Origin of the sequence: Catenulispora subtropica (genome assembly GCF_039531675.1) — a bacterium.
Lineage (GTDB): Bacteria > Actinomycetota > Actinomycetes > Streptomycetales > Catenulisporaceae > Catenulispora > Catenulispora subtropica.
In genome coordinates, this window is sequence record NZ_BAAAQM010000086.1 from 16,907 (window position 1) to 31,949 (window position 15,043).

The window sequence follows — 15,043 nt, forward strand, 5'->3', positions numbered from 1 at the left end:
AGCGCTTCAGCCCTTGTCGTGCCCATCGGCGGTGATCTCCCTTACACTCCTCTTCTGCCATCGCTCAGCCCTGCCCCGATAGCGGTTCCACGCTGCCAGGCCGGGCACCTCTTCGCGATCGCGTCCGAAAGCCATGGGGGGCTGTGCTGTGACCACCGCTGAAGCTGTCGCCATACCGCCGCGAAGGACCGGCCGGCTGGCGGTCCTGGACGGTTGCCGGTTCGTCGCCGCGATGATGGTCGTCTCCTACCACCTCATCGGCATCAACTCGGTGGCGTGGACGGACCAGACTTCGAAGATCTTCCCGACGGTGCACTTCGTCGCGCAGTACGGCTGGCTCGGCGTGGAGCTGTTCTTCCTGATCAGCGGGTTCGTGATCTGCATGAGCGCCTGGGGGCGCGGCCTCGCCGAGTTCGTGGTCTCGCGGGTGGTGCGTCTGTATCCGGCCTACTGGGTGGCGATCGTGCTGACCATGGCGGTGCTGTTCATCTGGCCGAATCCGGATGTCCCTCGGCCGAACCTCACCGACGCCGCGATCAACCTCACGATGCTGCAGTCCGGTCTCGGCGTGCGGAGCGTCGACGCCGCCTACTGGTCGCTGTGGTGCGAGCTGCAGTTCTACGCGCTGTTCGCCGTCGTGGTCTGGCGTGGGCTGACCTACCGGCGCGCCATCGTGTTCTGTCTTGCGTGGACGGCCGCCTCCACCGCGGCGCTGGCCACGCAGAACGCGTCCGTCGAGGCGCTGCTGTCCCCGGACTACGCATCGTTCTTCATCGGCGGTATCGCGTTCTACCTGATCCGCCGTTTCGGGCCCAACCTGATCCTGTGGGGGCTGGTCGCAGGCTCCTTCCTGCTCGGGCTCCGCCCCACCGTGGGGATCACCACCGGCTCGGCCCAGAGACTGGTCGGCCAGCCGATCCCGGTGTGGGGCACGGTCTTCACCCTCGCGATCTTCTACCTGCTCATGGCCGCCATCGCCCTCGGCTACCTGGACCGGGTCCACTGGCGTGGCCTGACCGTCCTGGGCGCGATGACCTACCCGCTGTATCTGCTGCACGAGTTCATCGGGTGGAGCTGGCTCGCCCGCATGCACCATCTCCCGCACTGGGCCGCCCTGTCCCTGACGGTCGGGATGCTGCTCGCCATCTCCTGGCTGATTCACCGCTTCGTGGAGCGGCCGGGTTCCCCCGTCCTGAAGCGTGCCCTGACGGACGCCCTCAAGCAGATCAGGACGAACGGCGCCGCGCTGCCGAAGCCCCGGGAGTCGCAGGAGATCCTCGACCTGCCCGGGGAGCCTCGGCCGGCGACCGTAGGCGACTGACGGCTGTCACGTACGGCTGTCACGTCTGGCGCCATTCGTCTTCGAGGATCCCGAAGATCAGCGAGTCGCGCCATCCGTCCCGGATCAGCGCCGTGTGGCGGAGGCGTCCCTCGCGCGTCATACCGATCTTGGCCAGCACCCCGGCCGATCCGGCGTTGCGCGGATCGCAGGTGGCGTAGATCCGGTGCAGGCCGAGTTCGTCGAACCCGATGGACAGAAGCCGCCGGCCGATGGCGGTTCCCAGGCCCCGGCCCCACAGCTTCGGCTGCACGATGTACGTGATCTCGCCTTGGCGCTGGTCTTTGTTCCGGAGGAAGAGCTCGCCCATGCCGACCACGTCGTCTTCCAGGCGGGCGACGTAGGCGAAACGCCGTTGGGGTGTCTGCGACCATGCTTCGACCGCTTCGGCGACGAACTGCCGTGTCTCGTCCTCGGTGTTGGGTCCCCAGGTCTGGAAGCGGCATGCCTCGGCCGTCTTGGCCCAGAGGTGGACGGCCGGCCAGTCCTCCGGCGCGATCTTGGTGAGGATCACAGGCCGAACCCCCGTTCGAGCGCATCGAGCGCTTGCCCGACGCCGTCCTTCATCCGCTGCTCCACTTCGGCGGGTTCGGTTCCGGCGAGGAGCCCTCGCTGAAGCAGGGCGTGGCGGAGGGTCAGGGCCCCGACCATCAACGCTGCCCAGGGTGCCGATCCGGCCGCTTCGGCCAGCGGGTCCAGCCACGACTGGAGGATCGCCGCGCGGCCGGATCTCAGCGTCGGGGAGCCGTGCTCGCACTGGGCCCAGACGCGCATCGCGGTCCACGTGGCGGGGTCGACATGGCTCCACGGATGCGGGGCTGCGAGCAGCGGGCCGTCCAGGATCAGCGGCCGGAGTGCGCTCGTCGCCGAGGCCGGGCCGCGCTGTCGCAGCGTGTCGGTGAGGGCGCCGAGGACCAGCGGTTCGGCGTCGAAGAACAGGTCTTCCTTCGCCTTGAAGTAGTTGGTCACCGTCTTCACCGAGACGTCCGCCGCCTCGGCGACCTGCGCCAGGGTGACGTTCTCGAAGCCGTCGCGTTCGAACAGCCGCGTGGCGTGGTCGGAGATGCGCTGCCGGGTCTCGGCGCGCTTACGGTCGCGAAGCCCTCCGGATACCATGATAGAAACTTTACCATGATGGAAGTTTTCTTGGCGAAGGCCGTGGGCCGCGATGTCGACTACCAGGTGCTCCTTCCTCCGGACTGGGAGAGGGGTGAACCCCTCCCGCTCGTCCTCCACTTGCATGGTGCGATGTCGTCCGCGGCGTCGCTGGAGCTCGCGAGGCCGTTCTATGAAGAGCTGTTCCAGCGAGGGGAGTTCCCTCGGGCGATCGTCGCGTGCCCGAGCACTCCGACGTCCGGCGGTTTCTACCTCGACTGGCCCGGCGGGGACGCGTGGCAGACGTTGATCGCCGATGAGTTCCCCGAGCATCTCGCGCAGAAGTTCGGACCCTTCACCGCTACGGCCCTCTACGGTGCCTCGATGGGCGGCTACGGCGCTCTCAAGACAGCCTTCGACGACCCGGCACGGTTCGCCGCGGTCGCGGCGATCTCGCCCGCGGTGTTCCCGGGCGAGACGCCGGACGGCGTTCCGCAGGCGAATCTGCCTTCTGTCCTGGGCGAGCTGCATCAGGCCATGGCGAACGGGACCGGCGACGCCGGCGCCTACGCCGCGAACTCCGTCTACGGAATCGCCCGGCGCAACGCCGACCGGATCCGGAGCTCCGGCCTGCCGATCCTGGTGGACTGCGGCGCCGTCGACGAGTTCCTGCTGCACGAGGGCGCGGCCTACCTGCACGGTGTCCTCACCGAACTCGGCATCGCGCATGAATTCCGCCTCGTGGCGGGGGCAGGACACCTCGGGCCGACGGCGGACGTCCGCACGCGTGACGCGCTCCGCTTCGTCGGGGTCGCGCTCACCGCACGCTGAGAAGCTCAGTCCCAGGCGGTGTTCTCCTCCGCGCGGGCGGTCATGGGGGTGTGGGCGGCGAAGGCGGCGAGGGCGGTCATCGGTGGATCACTCCTGATCGGGCTTCCCGGTGGTCGGTGGGTCGCCGCCGACCGTAGGGGCAGCCGTCATCGGCGCGGCATCAGTCGGCCTTCGCCGCGCCATCGCCCGTCCACCGGCGGCGTGGCCGGGCGCGGAGCTGCGATGTCGAGCCGTGCGGGGGGAGTCTGCGTCGGCGGTGGAGAAAAGTCAATCGCCTCGGCGGGTCGCCGACCGGGGCCGATGGACCTCCGATAGCGGGTCGAAAGGCGCCGCGGGGAGCGTGGGGGGCAACGCATCCGCCGACGTCAGGAGACCAGCGTGCCCCCGATGTGCGGGAAGGACCCGCGGCCCCCCGCGCCGCCCCTCGCCGGCCTGCTGCAGGCCGCCCGGCGGGCCGAGCCGCAGACGCTCACCGCGCTGCTGGCCGCCCGCATCGCCGCCTCCGGCCCCGCGACCGCGCTGGTCGACGCCACCGAGCGGCTCAGCTACGCCGGACTGGACCGGCGGGCCGACGGCATCGCCGCGCGGCTGGCCGCGGCCGGTGTGCGCCGCGGACACCTGGTCGCGGTGCTGCTGGACCGGTCCGCGACGATGGTCGCCGCCTGGCTCGCGGTGCTGCGCCTGGGCGCCGCCTACCTGCCGCTGGACCCGGCCTATCCCGAGGCGCGGCTCAGGCTCCTGATCGACGACTCCGGCGCCGGGCTGGTGATCACCGAGGCGCGCACCGCGGCGCTCGCCGACGTGCTCGGCGTCCGGACCGTCGAGGTCGGACCGGCCGACGGCGTCGCCGGGCCCTGCGAAGCCCCGGCCGGACATGTCACACCGGACGACGCCGCCTACGTCATCTACACCTCCGGTTCCACCGGCACGCCGAAGGGCGTCGTCGTGGAGCACCGCAACATCGCCAACACCGTGGCCTGGTTCGCCGGCACCATGGGCCTGGAACCCGGCGACCCCGCGGGCCAGAGCGCCGCCGCCGGGTTCGACGTCGCGGGCATGGAGATCTGGGGCAGCCTGCTCAGCGGCGCCGCGCTCCACCTGCCCGCCGAGCCGGTCCGGCGCTCGCCGCGCGAGCTGTGCCGGTGGATCGTCGAGCACGGACTCGTCGCCGTCGGCCTGATCACGCCGGTCGCGGTGCTGGCGCTGCGCCACGGCTGGCTCGAGGAGGCCGAGCGGCTGCGCACGCTCTACGTCGGCGGCGACAAGCTGCACGTCCGGCCGCCGGAGCGGGCCGGATACCGGCTGCTCAACCTCTACGGCCCGACCGAGACCGCGGTCGTCGCCACCGGCGGCGTCGTCGCGGCGGACCGCCCCGGCGCCGAGGCCCCGGGCGCGCCGACGATCGGCCGGCCGATCGCCAACGCCACGGCGTACGTCCTCGACGAGAACGGCGCCCACGTCCCGGACGGCGTCGACGGCGAGCTGTTCATCGGCGGCGCCGGAGTGGCCCGCGGCTACCTGGGACGTCCCGACCTGACCCGCGAGCGGTTCGTCGCCGATCCGTTCCGGCCCGGCGGCCGGCTCTATCGCACCGGGGATCTGGTGCGCCGCCGGTCCGACGGCGAGCTGGAGTTCCGCGGCCGCGCCGACGACCAGGTGAAGATCGGCGGGTTCCGCGTCGAGCTCGGCGAGATCGAAGCCGCGCTGCGGCGGCATCCGGCGGTCGGCGAGGCGGCGGTGAAGCTGTGGGAGCCTGAGGTCGGGTATCCGAGGCTGGTCGGCTACTTCAGCGGCACGTCCGAACAGGACTCCGAGGCCGTTCTCAAATGGCTGGCTACGCGCCTGCCCGCGCACATGGTGCCGGCGGTGCTGATCCCGCTCGACGCCTTCCCGCTGACCGCGCACCAGAAGATCGATCGCGGCGCCCTGCCGGATCCCGATCCCAGCGAGCTGATCGTCGAGTGGACCGATCCGGCCGAACGCGAGCTCGCCGACGACTGGCGGCTGGCCTGCGGCGTGATCGCGCGGGACGCCGACGACACCCTCGTCGCGCTCGGCGCCGGTTCGCTGGACCTCATCGCGCTGCGCGTGCGGGTCGGGGAGCGCTTGGGCTTCGAGGTCCCGGCGGCCGCGCTGACCCTCACGCAGAGACTGCGCGAGCAGGCCCGGCTCATCGGCGGACTGGAACCCGGCCGGGCGGCCGCCGCCCCCGGCGCGCGCGAGGGCCTCGGCGCGGTGGGCCAGGAAGCGCTGGTGTTCCTGGAGGAGCTGAACGGGTCCAGCATGGGCTACCAGTACCAGATGGTCTTGGACGGCCCCGGCGCACCCGATCCGCAGACTCTTGAGAAGGCTCTGCGCGCGGTCACTCTGGCTCAGCCCGCCCTGGCGTGCCGGTACCGGATGACCGGTCGCGGCCTGGTGGCGAGTCCGGGACCGGAGGCCGACGTCCGGCTCGACGTGCACGACGCCGGTCCCGGCGAGCTGGACGCGCTGCTGGCCCGACTCGTCGCGAGGCCGATCGCCTATGACGACTTCCCGCTGGTCCGCTGGGATCTCGTCCGCCACCCCGGCGGCTCGCTGCTGCTCCAGCGCGAGCACCACCTCATCCATGACGGCTGGTCGGTCGGGGTGTTCATGGACCAGCTGATGGCCGCCTACGCCGAAGGCCGGGCGGCCGGCAACCGGGGCGAGACCTACTTCGACTGGGCTCTGCGCCAGCGCACCGAGCTGGCCTCCGCATCCGGTGAGGAACACCGGCGGTACTGGCGCGGCCAGTACGCCCTGCTCGACGGCGCCTGCCAGACAGAGCCCTCCGGCACCGGGCCCACCCGGTCGGCCGACCTTCTCCACGCTCTCGGTGCCGCTCGCTCGGCCGAGGTGGACCGGGTCGCCGCGAGCGTCGGGGTGACCGCGTTCGCGCTGCTGCTGGCGACTTTCCGCAGGCTCATGGGCGCCGGTCTCATCGGTTCCTCGCAAGCCAACCGAGACCCGTCGACCCTGGACGTCGTCGGCCTGTTCGTCAACGTCCTGCCGCTCATCCGCACCACCGGCGACGAGACGCCCGCCGAGGCCGCGCGGGCCGAGATGGCGCTGATCGCCGCCGCGGCGAAGCACCAGATCCCGACCAACGAGGTGCTCCGCCTGGCTCCCGCCGGCCTCGGCCTCGCCGAGCGGCAGCTGTATCCGGTGATGTTCAGCAAGCACGATTCGCCGCTGCCCCGGCTCCGCTTCGGCGCCTGGGAGCCGGAACTGCGCGAGCTGCCCAACGGCTTCGGCAAGACCGGGCTGTCGGTCGTGGTGAAGAACCGCGGTCTGCAACACGCCCGCGACGCCCGCCGCACCGGCGCGACCACCGCCGAGGCCGGTGACTACGAGCTGCGCTGGGCGCCGGACCTGGACCGCTGGTCCGAGGCGGCCGTGCGCGACGCCCAGCGGCGCTACGTGCGGCTCCTCGACGCCGTGCTGCGCCACCCGCACCAGCCCTGGCCCGACGCGACCTCTTCCAGTGACCCCGTCTGACCCCGTCTGACCCCGTCTGACCCTGTCCCGTTCCCGACCGCAGTGAGGCAGCCATGACCGACTCCGAACTCCTCGACACCATCCACGAGCGCTGGTGCGAGGTCCTCGACTCCGACCGCGCCGAGCCCGGCGAGGACTTCTTCCACTCCGGCGGCAACTCCCTGCTGGCGGTGCGGCTCACCGGCGCGCTGCGGGAGGACCTGGGCGTCAAGATCCCGATCGCGGCCCTGTTCGAGGCCCGCGAGCTGGGCGCCTACACCGCCAAGGTGCGTGCTCTGGTCACCTCGGCCCGGTGACGCCGTGCCGCAGCAGACCGATACCGCCGAAGTCGCCGCGATCCGCGCGGTCTGGGCCGGTGTCCTGAACGCCCCGATCGCCGACGACGCCGACTTCTTCGCCCTCGGCGGCAACTCGCTCGCCGCCATGTCCATCTGCGCCGGCGTCGAGGAGGCGACCGGCTCGCGCCCGCGGCTGCGGGTCGTCTTCGACCACCCGCGCTTCCACGAGTACGTGCACCAGATCGCCGCCACCGCCCAGGAGGGACCGTGATGCGCGCCCCGCACATCGACTACCAGCCCGCGATCGACCCCGCGGAGATCCGCAAGGACCCCGAGGTCTGCTTCGACATCCTGCGCGACGCCGTCGCCTGGCTGGCCGCGAACGCGGCGCACCTGCCCGGCGGCGAGCAGATCGCGGTGAGCCGCGAGGTCGGCATCCGCAGCGGCCTGTACGCGTGCCAGTTCCCGGTCGAGGCCGGCGGCGGCTCGGTGCCCGAACGGATCATCGTGGCACTGCGCGAGGAGGCCGCCGCGGTCGGCCGCCAGTACGCCCGCAAGATCCTCTCCGGGCTCGAAGGCCCCAGCTGGGTGCTGCTCGAAGGCACGCCCGCGCAGCAGGAGAAGTGGCTGCGGCCGCTGATCGACGGCGTGACCACCCGCTGCCTGGCCATGACCGAGGAGCGCGGCGGCTCGGACCTGACCCGCGTCCAGACCCGCGCCGTGCGGCGGGACGGCACCTGGGTCCTGTCCGGCCGCAAGTACCTGATCAGCAACGCCGCCAGGGCCGACGTCGCGATCGTGCTGGCGCGCGCCGAGGGCGACGCCGGCGAGGGCCCGACCATGTTCGTGCTCGGTACCGACACCCCGGGCTGGAAGGTCGTGCGGGAGCTCCCCGGCATGGACGCCCACGTCGACCAGTACGAGGTCGAACTCGACGGCGTCGAGCTCGGGGACGACGCCGTCATCGGCGGCCTGGACCGGGTCGGCGGCGGCGCCGGACTGGCCAGCGAGTACCTCCCCTACGGCCGCACCAGCATGGCGGCGCGCGCCGTCGGCATGGCCCGCTACGCCCTCGGCGTGGCGCGTCGGCACGCCGAGGAGCGCGTGGTGTTCGGGGTGCCGCTGAGCGAGAAGCAGTTCATCCGCGAGTTCATCGTCCGCTCGGACGTGAAGATCGAGGCCGCGCGCTGCCTGGTGCGGCTGGCCGCCGACGCGATCGACCGCGACCGGCTGGCGGTGCGCGAGGCCGCGATGGCCAAGCTGTACGCCACCGAGGCCGCGTGCGAGGTCGTCGACGACGCCATGCAGGTCCTCGGCGGCCGCGGCTGGCTGGTGGAGTTCGGTCTGGAGCAGCTGTACCGGGAGGTGCGGCTGATGCGGATCGTCGACGGCACCTCGGAGATGCTGAAGGAGACGGTGTTCAACCTGCCGCCGACGACGCCGCGGATGGCGAAGACAGCGAGGGCAGCGAGGGCAGCGAAGACGGCGAAGACCGCGAGGCAGTCGTGGTGAGTCCGCTGCGGGCCTTCGCCGCGGTGACTGCGGCCGCCGACACCGCCGCCGCCCGCGCCGAAGCCTCGACGCGGTGGCTGCATCTGGTCCGCTCCGGCGCGGACGCGGGCGCGGGCGCGATCGCGGGACGCCGGCTGGTGTTCTTCCCACCGGCCGGCGCCAGCGCTTCCAGCACGTACGAGCTGGCCCCGGCGGTGCCGGAGACGTGGTCGGTGTGGGGCGTGCAGTACCCGGGGCGCGGCCCGCGTCTGCGGGAGGCACAGGCCTCGTCGATTCGCGAGATCGCTGCGGCCTGCTTCCCCGACCTGGCCGACGAGGCCGACCACACGCTCCTGTTCGGCCACAGCTTCGGCGCCTACGTCGCCTACGAGGTCGCGCAGATCCTCCAGAAGGCCGGCCGTTCCGTGGCCGGTCTCCTGGTGGCGGGCATGCCCGCGCCGGGGTCGTGGCAGGCGCCGCCCGCCGACTTCACCGACGCCGAGCTGGTCCGCTCGCTGACGCGGATCGGCGGCACCGCCGCGGAGCTGCTGGCCGACGACGAGATGCTGGAGCTGCTGCTGCCGTCGCTGCGCTCGGACCTGGAGCTGTCCCGCGCCTATGTCGACGGCCACGCCGTCCCGCTGCGGGCCCCGGTGCTGGGCCTCGGCGGCCGGGACGACGCGCTGGTCCCGGCCGGGGCGGTGGCCACCTGGCGCCACCGCACCACGGCCTGGCTCGGTGCGGTGGCCGGCGACGGCGACCACTTCTTCTACCTGCAGGACCCCGCGGTCCTCGCCGACGTCCTGGGGCGGCCGTGGCCAGGCTGCTGACCCGGTTCGCGCGGGCGGTCCGGGTCGCGCCGGACCGCCCTGCGGTGCGCTCCGGCGACCGGACGCTGACCTTCGCCGAGCTCGACCGCCGCAGCGCCGTGCTGGCCGCCGGTCTGGTCGGGCGCGGCGTGCGGCGCGGCGATCTGGTCGGGGTGTGCCTGCCGCGCGGGGTGGATCTCATGGTCGCCCTGCTCGGCGTCTGGCGTTCCGGGGCGGCCTACGTGCCGCTGGACCCGGCCTATCCGGCGGCGCGGCTGGCCGCGATGGCGCAGGCCGCGCGGCTGACGGCCGTCGTGCACGACGGTCCGGTCCCGGACTGGGCCGGCTGCGCGGTCGTGGTGCCGCCGGACGGCGACGGCGGCGGCGACGGCGGCGACGGCGGCGTCGACGGCGACCCGGGGGCCGCGTTCTCCGACGACACCGTCGAAGGACCCGCCTACGCCATCTTCACCTCCGGTTCCTCCGGCCCGCCCAAAGGCGTGCTGGTCACCCACGCCAACGTCGCCGCTCTGGTCACCGCGCTGGAGACCGCCGGGGTCTACGGCGAACGGCTCGGCGTGGTGGCCTGGAACGCCAGCGTGTCCTTCGACGCCTCCGTGAAGCAGTGGGTGCGGGTCTGCCGCGGCGACACCGTCGTCGTGCTCGACGACCTGGACCGGTTCGACCCCGAACGCCTGCGCGCGCTGCTGGACCGGCACGCCGTCACCGACCTGGACCTGACCCCGACCCACTGGGAGATCCTCCGCGAGGAGCTCCTGCCTCCGGCCGCCGACGGCAGAGTGCTGCGGCTGCTCATGGGAGGCGAAGCGGTGCCGGAACGGACGTGGCGCGAGATCGCCGCCGCGCCCGGCCTGGAAGGGATCAACGTCTACGGGCCCACCGAGTGCACCGTCGACGCCACCGCCGCGCGGATGGCCGGCGAGCGTCCGAACCTGGGAACCGCGCTGCCCGGTGTCCGGTTGTCCATCCTCGGGGGCGACGTGGGCGAGCTGTGCATCGCCGGGCCCCAGGTGGCGCTGGGCTACCTCGGCGCCCCCGGGCTGACCGCGAGCAAGTTCGTGCCCGAACCCGGCGGTGAAGGAACCCGGAGGTATCGCACCGGGGATCTTGTGCGGCGCCTGCCCGACGGCGAGTACGAATATCTCGGCCGGGCCGACCGCCAGGTGAAATGGCGCGGCGTCCGGATCGAGCTCGGCGAGATCGAGGACCGGCTGCGCGAGTGCGCCGGTGTCGCCTCGGCGGCGGTCACGGTGAGCGGCGAGCGCCTGCTCGCCCACGTGGTGCCGACCGTGCCGGCCGCGTCCGACGACCGGGTCCCGACCCCGCGCGACCTGGCCCGGCACCTGGCCGACCGGCTCCCGGAGACCATGCTGCCCTCGAAGATCGTGCTGGTCGACGCGCTGCCGGTGACCGTGAACGGCAAGCTCGACCTGGCCGCGCTCGCGCACTGACTGGAGGAGGACGACGTGCGGACCGTGTACGTGCCCAAGGCGCAGGCCCGGCTGTGGCTGGCCGACCAGCTCACGCCGGACAGCGCCGTGTATCTGAGCAACGTCTTCTTCCGGCTGCGCGGGCCGCTGGACGCCGCGGCGGCCGAGGCGGCGCTGCGCGCGGTCGTGACGCGGCACGAGGTGCTGCGGACGTCGCTGCTGGAAGCGGACGGGGAGCTGGTCGGCGTGGTCCGGCCCGAGGACTGGTTCCGTCTGGAGACCGTCGAGGCCGCCGAAGCGGATCTGGACGTGCTGCTGCGGGCCGACGCCGCCACGCCGGTCGACGCGGCGGCGGGGCTGCCGTTCCGGGCCCGGCTGCTGCGCCTCGCCCCCGATGACCACGTGCTCTGCATCGGTGTGCACCACATGGCCGCCGACCGTGGTTCGCTGGACATCCTCTACAACGAGTTCGGGCTCTTCTACCGGCGCCTCACCGCGGCCTCCGACGAGCCGGAGCCGCCTGAACTGGCGAAACAGTTCCGCGACATCGCCCTGGCGCAGGACGCGTGGCACGACTCGCCGGCCCTCGGCCCGGCCATCGAGCTCCAGCGCTCCGCCCTGGCCGGACGGGACGCGTTCGAACTCGTCCCGGACCGTCCCCGGCCGGCGGTCCGCACGGGCACCGGCGCGCTGTGCCACACCTTCGAGCTGCCCGACGCGACGCTGCACGGCCTGACCGCGGTCGCCCGGTCGAAGGCGGCGTCCCTCTACATGGTGCTGCTCGCAGCCACCCACGCCGTGCTCCACCGCTACACCGGCCGCACCGACGTCACCACCGGCACCTCCTCCGCCACCCGCGAAGGGGCCGACGCCGCCGCGGCAATCGGGCCCTTCTTCACGATGCTGGCGCTGCCCGGCGACACCTCTGGCAACCCGGCCTTCAGCGACCTGGTGGCCCGGGTCCGCGACATCGCGCTGGACGCCTACGAAGGCCGCCGCATCGCCTTCGACACGCTGGTCAACGAACTCGGCGTGCCGCGCGACCCCTCCCGGACACCCCTGTTCCAGATCCTCGTGGACCTCACGACGCCGGTCCGGCCGCCGCGGCTGCCCGGGATCGAGGTCGCCGAGATCCTCACGCCGGGCAGCGGCGCCAAATACGACCTCACCATCGAGTTCCGCACCGAACCCGGCCTCGGCATCTCCGTCGAATGGGACTCGGCGCTGTACGAGCAGGACTCGGTGATGCGACTGATGGAGCATCTGCGGACCGTGCTGAACGCCGTCGCCGCAGATCCCCGGCTTCGCATCGACGACATCCCGATGCTCGGCGCCGCTGAGCTCGACGAGCTGCGGGCGCTCGCCGCGCCGGAGCGGGAGCCGTTGCCGCGGCGCTGCCTGCACCAGCTGTTCGAGGAACAAGCCGCGCGGACCCCGGACGCTGTCGCGGTCTGCGACGGCCAGTCGAGCTGGAGCTACGCGGACCTGGACGCCCGCGCCACCGAGATCGCGCGCGGCCTGGTCGCGCTCGGCGTCGGACCCGACGTGCCGGTCGCGGTGCTGCTCGACCGCAGCGCCGATCTCATCGCCGCGCTCTACGGGATCCTCAAGGCCGGCGGCGCCTTCGTGCCCGTCGACCCGGAGTCGCCGCTGGCGCGCGTCGGGACGATCCTGCGGCGTGCGGGCGCTCCGCTGTGCCTGATTCCGTCCGGAGACTTCGGTGCGGATCCGGCGCGGGTGCCGGAGGTCGCCGCCGAAGCCGGATGCCGCGCCGTGGACCTGGAGACCGTGTGCGCCGCCGCCGGTCGACAGACCGGCCTACCCGTCGTCCGGCCGGCGAATCTGTGCTCGATCTACTTCACCTCGGGTTCGACCGGCGAGCCCAAGGGCGTGGCCAGCACCCATCGCGGCTGGGTCGGGCAGATGGCGAACCTGCAGAAGCGCTACCGGCTCGCCGCCGGCGAGACCCTGCTGTTCAAGACGCCGCTGAGCTTCGACGACGTGGCCCGGGAGATCTTCTGGCCCCTGATGCTCGGGGCCCGGACCGTCGTGCTGCCGCCCGGGCTGCACCGCGACCCACGGGCACTGCTGGAGGCGACGATCACCCACCGGCTGCCGTGGCTGCAGTTCGTGCCCGGCATGCTGGCGCTGTACCTCGACGAGATCACGCCCGCGCACCTCGACGGTCTGCGCGGACTCCGCGACCTGGTCTCCGACGGCGACCGGCTGCCCCCGGCGACGGTCGAGGCGTTCCAGACGCGGCTCGGACGCCCGCTCGGGGTGCGGTTGAACAACCACTGGGGCACCACCGAGGTCTCCATCGACTCCACGCACCACGTGTGCTCGGAGGCTGACGCCGCCGATGAGGGCGACGCGGTGGCGATCGGTACGCCGATGGAGAACCACGAGGTCCACCTGCTCGACGCCACCCTGAACCCCGTGCCGCGCGGCGCGGTGGGGGAGCTGTGCATCGGCGGGGTCGGGCTGGCGCGCGGCTACCTCGGCGATCCGGGACGCACGGCCCGGGCCTTCGTGCCGCATCCGTTCCGTCCCGGCGAGCGGCTGTATCGCACCGGCGACACGGGGCGGCTCCGGCCCGACGGCGAGCTCGTGTTCCGTGGACGGCGCGATCACCAGGTGAAGGTGCGCGGGATCCGCGTCGAGCTCGGCGAGGTCGAGGCGGCCGTGAAGGCGTGCCCGCTGGTCGGGGACGCCGTGGTCGGGACGTGGGAGCCGGCGCCGGGGGACCGGCGGGTCGTGGCGTATGTCGTCGCCGCCGCGGGGGAATCGACCCTCGGCCGGCCTGCTGCGGCTCTGCGAGTCGAGCTGCGCGACTTCCTCATCAGCTCTCTGGCCCCGCACGCTGTTCCGGGCGCGATCGTCGTGCTCCCGGAGCTGCCGCGCAACCCCAGCGGCAAGATCGACCGGCGCTCGCTGCCGGCCCCGGACCCCGACGCGCTGTCCGACGGCCCGTTCGTCCCGCCGGCCACCGACGCCGAGCAGGCCCTGGCCCGGGTGTGGGCGACGGTGCTGGGGGTGGAGCGGCTCGGCGCGACCGACGACTTCTTCGCCGTCGGCGGCCACTCGCTGCTGGTGACGCGGGCGGTGAACCGGATGCGGGAGGTGTTCGCGGTCGACGTCCCGGTCCGGCTGGTGTTCGAACACTCCACGGTGCGCGCCGCCGCCGCTCGGCTGGAGGACATGATCCTGGCCGAGGTGGAAGCCCTCTCCGAGGAGGAGGCCGAGGCTCTGCTCGCGACGGTTGAGTGAACGCTGATTAACAGCGCTTGCTGCATTAGCCTTCAGGCATGAACGATCCGGTTCGGCGGCGGGAGTCCACAGCGCAGGAGGCGAAGGCGCTCGCGCACCCGCTGCGGCTGCGCATCGTCCGGCTGTGCTGGCAGCAGGAACTGACCAACAAGCAGCTCGCTGAGCGCCTGGACCGCGACCCCGGCACGGTGCTGTACCACGTCCGGCAGCTGGTCAAGGCGGGCCTGCTGGAACCGGCCCCGGTCCGCACCGGCGACAGCGGCGCCCTGGAGAAGCCGTACCGCGCCAAGGCCCGCTCGTGGTGGCTGGACGAGGCCCCGTACACCGAGGCGGCCGGCACCTTCGCACCGATCGAGGCGTTCCAGGAGGAGCTGCGCGACGCCGGCCCGGAGTCGGTCAGCACGTTCGTCCGGTTCGCGCTGCATCTTGCGCCGGACCAGGCCGCAGAGCTCGAACAGCGGATCCTGTCGCTGCTCGATGAGTATGTGAGCACGGATGAGGAGCGGCTTGACCAGCCCGCGCATGGCGGGCTGGTTGTGGTGCACCGGTTGGCGGAGTTGGGGGATGGGGTGGGTGGTTCGAGTGGTTCGGGCGGCTCAGGTGGTTCGGGCGGCTCGGGCGGCTCGGGCGGTTCGGGCGGCTCGGGCGGTTCGGGCGGCTCGGGCGGTTCGGGCGGCTCGGGCGGCTCGGGCGGCTCGGGCGGCTCGGGCGGCTCGGGCGGCTCGGGCGGTTCAGGCGGCTCGGGCGGTTCAGGCGGTTCAGGCGGCTCGGAAAACTCGGGGGATTAGAGTTCGGGTCGGGTGGCTGTGGCTGTGGGCGTGAGTGGCGGCCGGTCTGTGGGTTGAAAGCCTGATACGACCTTCGGCCATGGTGTTGAAAGCCCGCTGGAAGTCGCAGTTCTCGGTGCGTGTCCGGGTGCGTTGGCGGGTGGCGGCAGCGTGTAGGGGCTGCGGAAGGTCA

Annotated in this window: 11 protein-coding genes and 1 pseudogene; 10 read left to right on the plus strand and 2 right to left on the minus strand. The window is 72.7% G+C overall.

The genetic code is table 11. The annotated features are described in order from the left end of the window. Positions 1–148 precede the first annotated feature (148 nt). A complete protein-coding gene (locus tag ABD466_RS41885) occupies positions 149–1,321 on the plus strand; it encodes an acyltransferase family protein (protein ID WP_344662881.1) in 1,173 nt (390 codons plus the stop codon). Between the two features lie 19 nt (positions 1,322–1,340). On the opposite strand, the gene ABD466_RS41890 is transcribed toward ABD466_RS41885, so the two are convergent. Together ABD466_RS41890 and ABD466_RS41895 are read right to left on the minus strand one after the other, a co-directional pair. Continuing rightward, positions 1,341–1,853, minus strand: a complete 513-nt coding sequence (locus ABD466_RS41890) for a GNAT family N-acetyltransferase (protein WP_344662882.1) — start codon at positions 1,851–1,853, stop codon at positions 1,341–1,343. Beyond that, complete coding sequence (locus tag ABD466_RS41895) at positions 1,850–2,455, minus strand: TetR/AcrR family transcriptional regulator (RefSeq protein ID WP_344662883.1); 606 nt, start codon at positions 2,453–2,455, stop codon at positions 1,850–1,852. Before ABD466_RS41895 ends, ABD466_RS41890 begins: the two co-directional genes overlap by 4 nt. Positions 2,456–2,473: 18 nt before the next feature. On the opposite strand from ABD466_RS41895, the gene ABD466_RS41900 reads away from it, so the two are divergent. From ABD466_RS41900 to ABD466_RS41940, 9 genes and pseudogenes are all read left to right on the plus strand, one after another. Further along, positions 2,474–3,265: an alpha/beta hydrolase gene (locus ABD466_RS41900; RefSeq protein WP_344662890.1), complete on the plus strand. Its 792-nt coding sequence runs from the start codon at positions 2,474–2,476 to the stop codon at positions 3,263–3,265. Between the two features lie 387 nt (positions 3,266–3,652). Continuing rightward, positions 3,653–6,784, plus strand: coding sequence for an amino acid adenylation domain-containing protein (locus ABD466_RS41905; protein WP_344662891.1), 3,132 nt, complete (start codon positions 3,653–3,655; stop codon positions 6,782–6,784). 53 nt (positions 6,785–6,837) lie between these two features. Then, positions 6,838–7,080 carry a phosphopantetheine-binding protein gene (locus ABD466_RS41910; protein WP_344662884.1) on the plus strand — a complete coding sequence of 81 codons (243 nt, stop codon included), beginning with the start codon at positions 6,838–6,840 and terminating at the stop codon, positions 7,078–7,080. Positions 7,081–7,084: 4 nt separating this feature from the next. After that, positions 7,085–7,333, plus strand: coding sequence for an acyl carrier protein (locus ABD466_RS41915; RefSeq protein ID WP_344662885.1), 249 nt, complete (start codon positions 7,085–7,087; stop codon positions 7,331–7,333). Continuing rightward, positions 7,333–8,574 (plus strand): acyl-CoA dehydrogenase family protein, encoded by a 1,242-nt coding sequence (locus ABD466_RS41920; protein WP_344662886.1) that lies wholly within the window; start codon positions 7,333–7,335, stop codon positions 8,572–8,574. The genes ABD466_RS41915 and ABD466_RS41920 overlap by 1 nt, the downstream gene beginning before the upstream one ends. After that, positions 8,571–9,383 carry a thioesterase II family protein gene (locus ABD466_RS41925; protein WP_344662887.1) on the plus strand — a complete coding sequence of 271 codons (813 nt, stop codon included), beginning with the start codon at positions 8,571–8,573 and terminating at the stop codon, positions 9,381–9,383. The genes ABD466_RS41920 and ABD466_RS41925 overlap by 4 nt, the downstream gene beginning before the upstream one ends. Next, positions 9,368–10,834, plus strand: coding sequence for an amino acid adenylation domain-containing protein (locus tag ABD466_RS41930; protein WP_344662888.1), 1,467 nt, complete (start codon positions 9,368–9,370; stop codon positions 10,832–10,834). Before ABD466_RS41925 ends, ABD466_RS41930 begins: the two co-directional genes overlap by 16 nt. Positions 10,835–10,849: 15 nt before the next feature. Then, positions 10,850–14,083 (plus strand): non-ribosomal peptide synthetase, encoded by a 3,234-nt coding sequence (locus ABD466_RS41935; protein ID WP_344662889.1) that lies wholly within the window; start codon positions 10,850–10,852, stop codon positions 14,081–14,083. 38 nt (positions 14,084–14,121) lie between these two features. Next, a pseudogene (locus ABD466_RS41940) lies at positions 14,122–14,640 on the plus strand (ArsR/SmtB family transcription factor); the annotation flags it as partial. Between the last annotated feature and the right edge of the window lie 403 nt (positions 14,641–15,043).

Excerpts from the sequence above, each read along its gene's own strand:
- ABD466_RS41910 (WP_344662884.1), top strand. The coding sequence starts at position 6,838 with ATGACCGACTCCGAACTCCTCGACACCATCCACGAGCGCTGGTGCGAG.
- ABD466_RS41905 (WP_344662891.1), top strand. The coding sequence starts at position 3,653 with ATGTGCGGGAAGGACCCGCGGCCCCCCGCGCCGCCCCTCGCCGGCCTG.
- ABD466_RS41895 (WP_344662883.1), bottom strand. The coding sequence starts at position 2,455 with ATGGTATCCGGAGGGCTTCGCGACCGTAAGCGCGCCGAGACCCGGCAG.
- ABD466_RS41900 (WP_344662890.1), top strand. The coding sequence starts at position 2,474 with ATGGAAGTTTTCTTGGCGAAGGCCGTGGGCCGCGATGTCGACTACCAG.
- ABD466_RS41920 (WP_344662886.1), top strand. The coding sequence starts at position 7,333 with ATGCGCGCCCCGCACATCGACTACCAGCCCGCGATCGACCCCGCGGAG.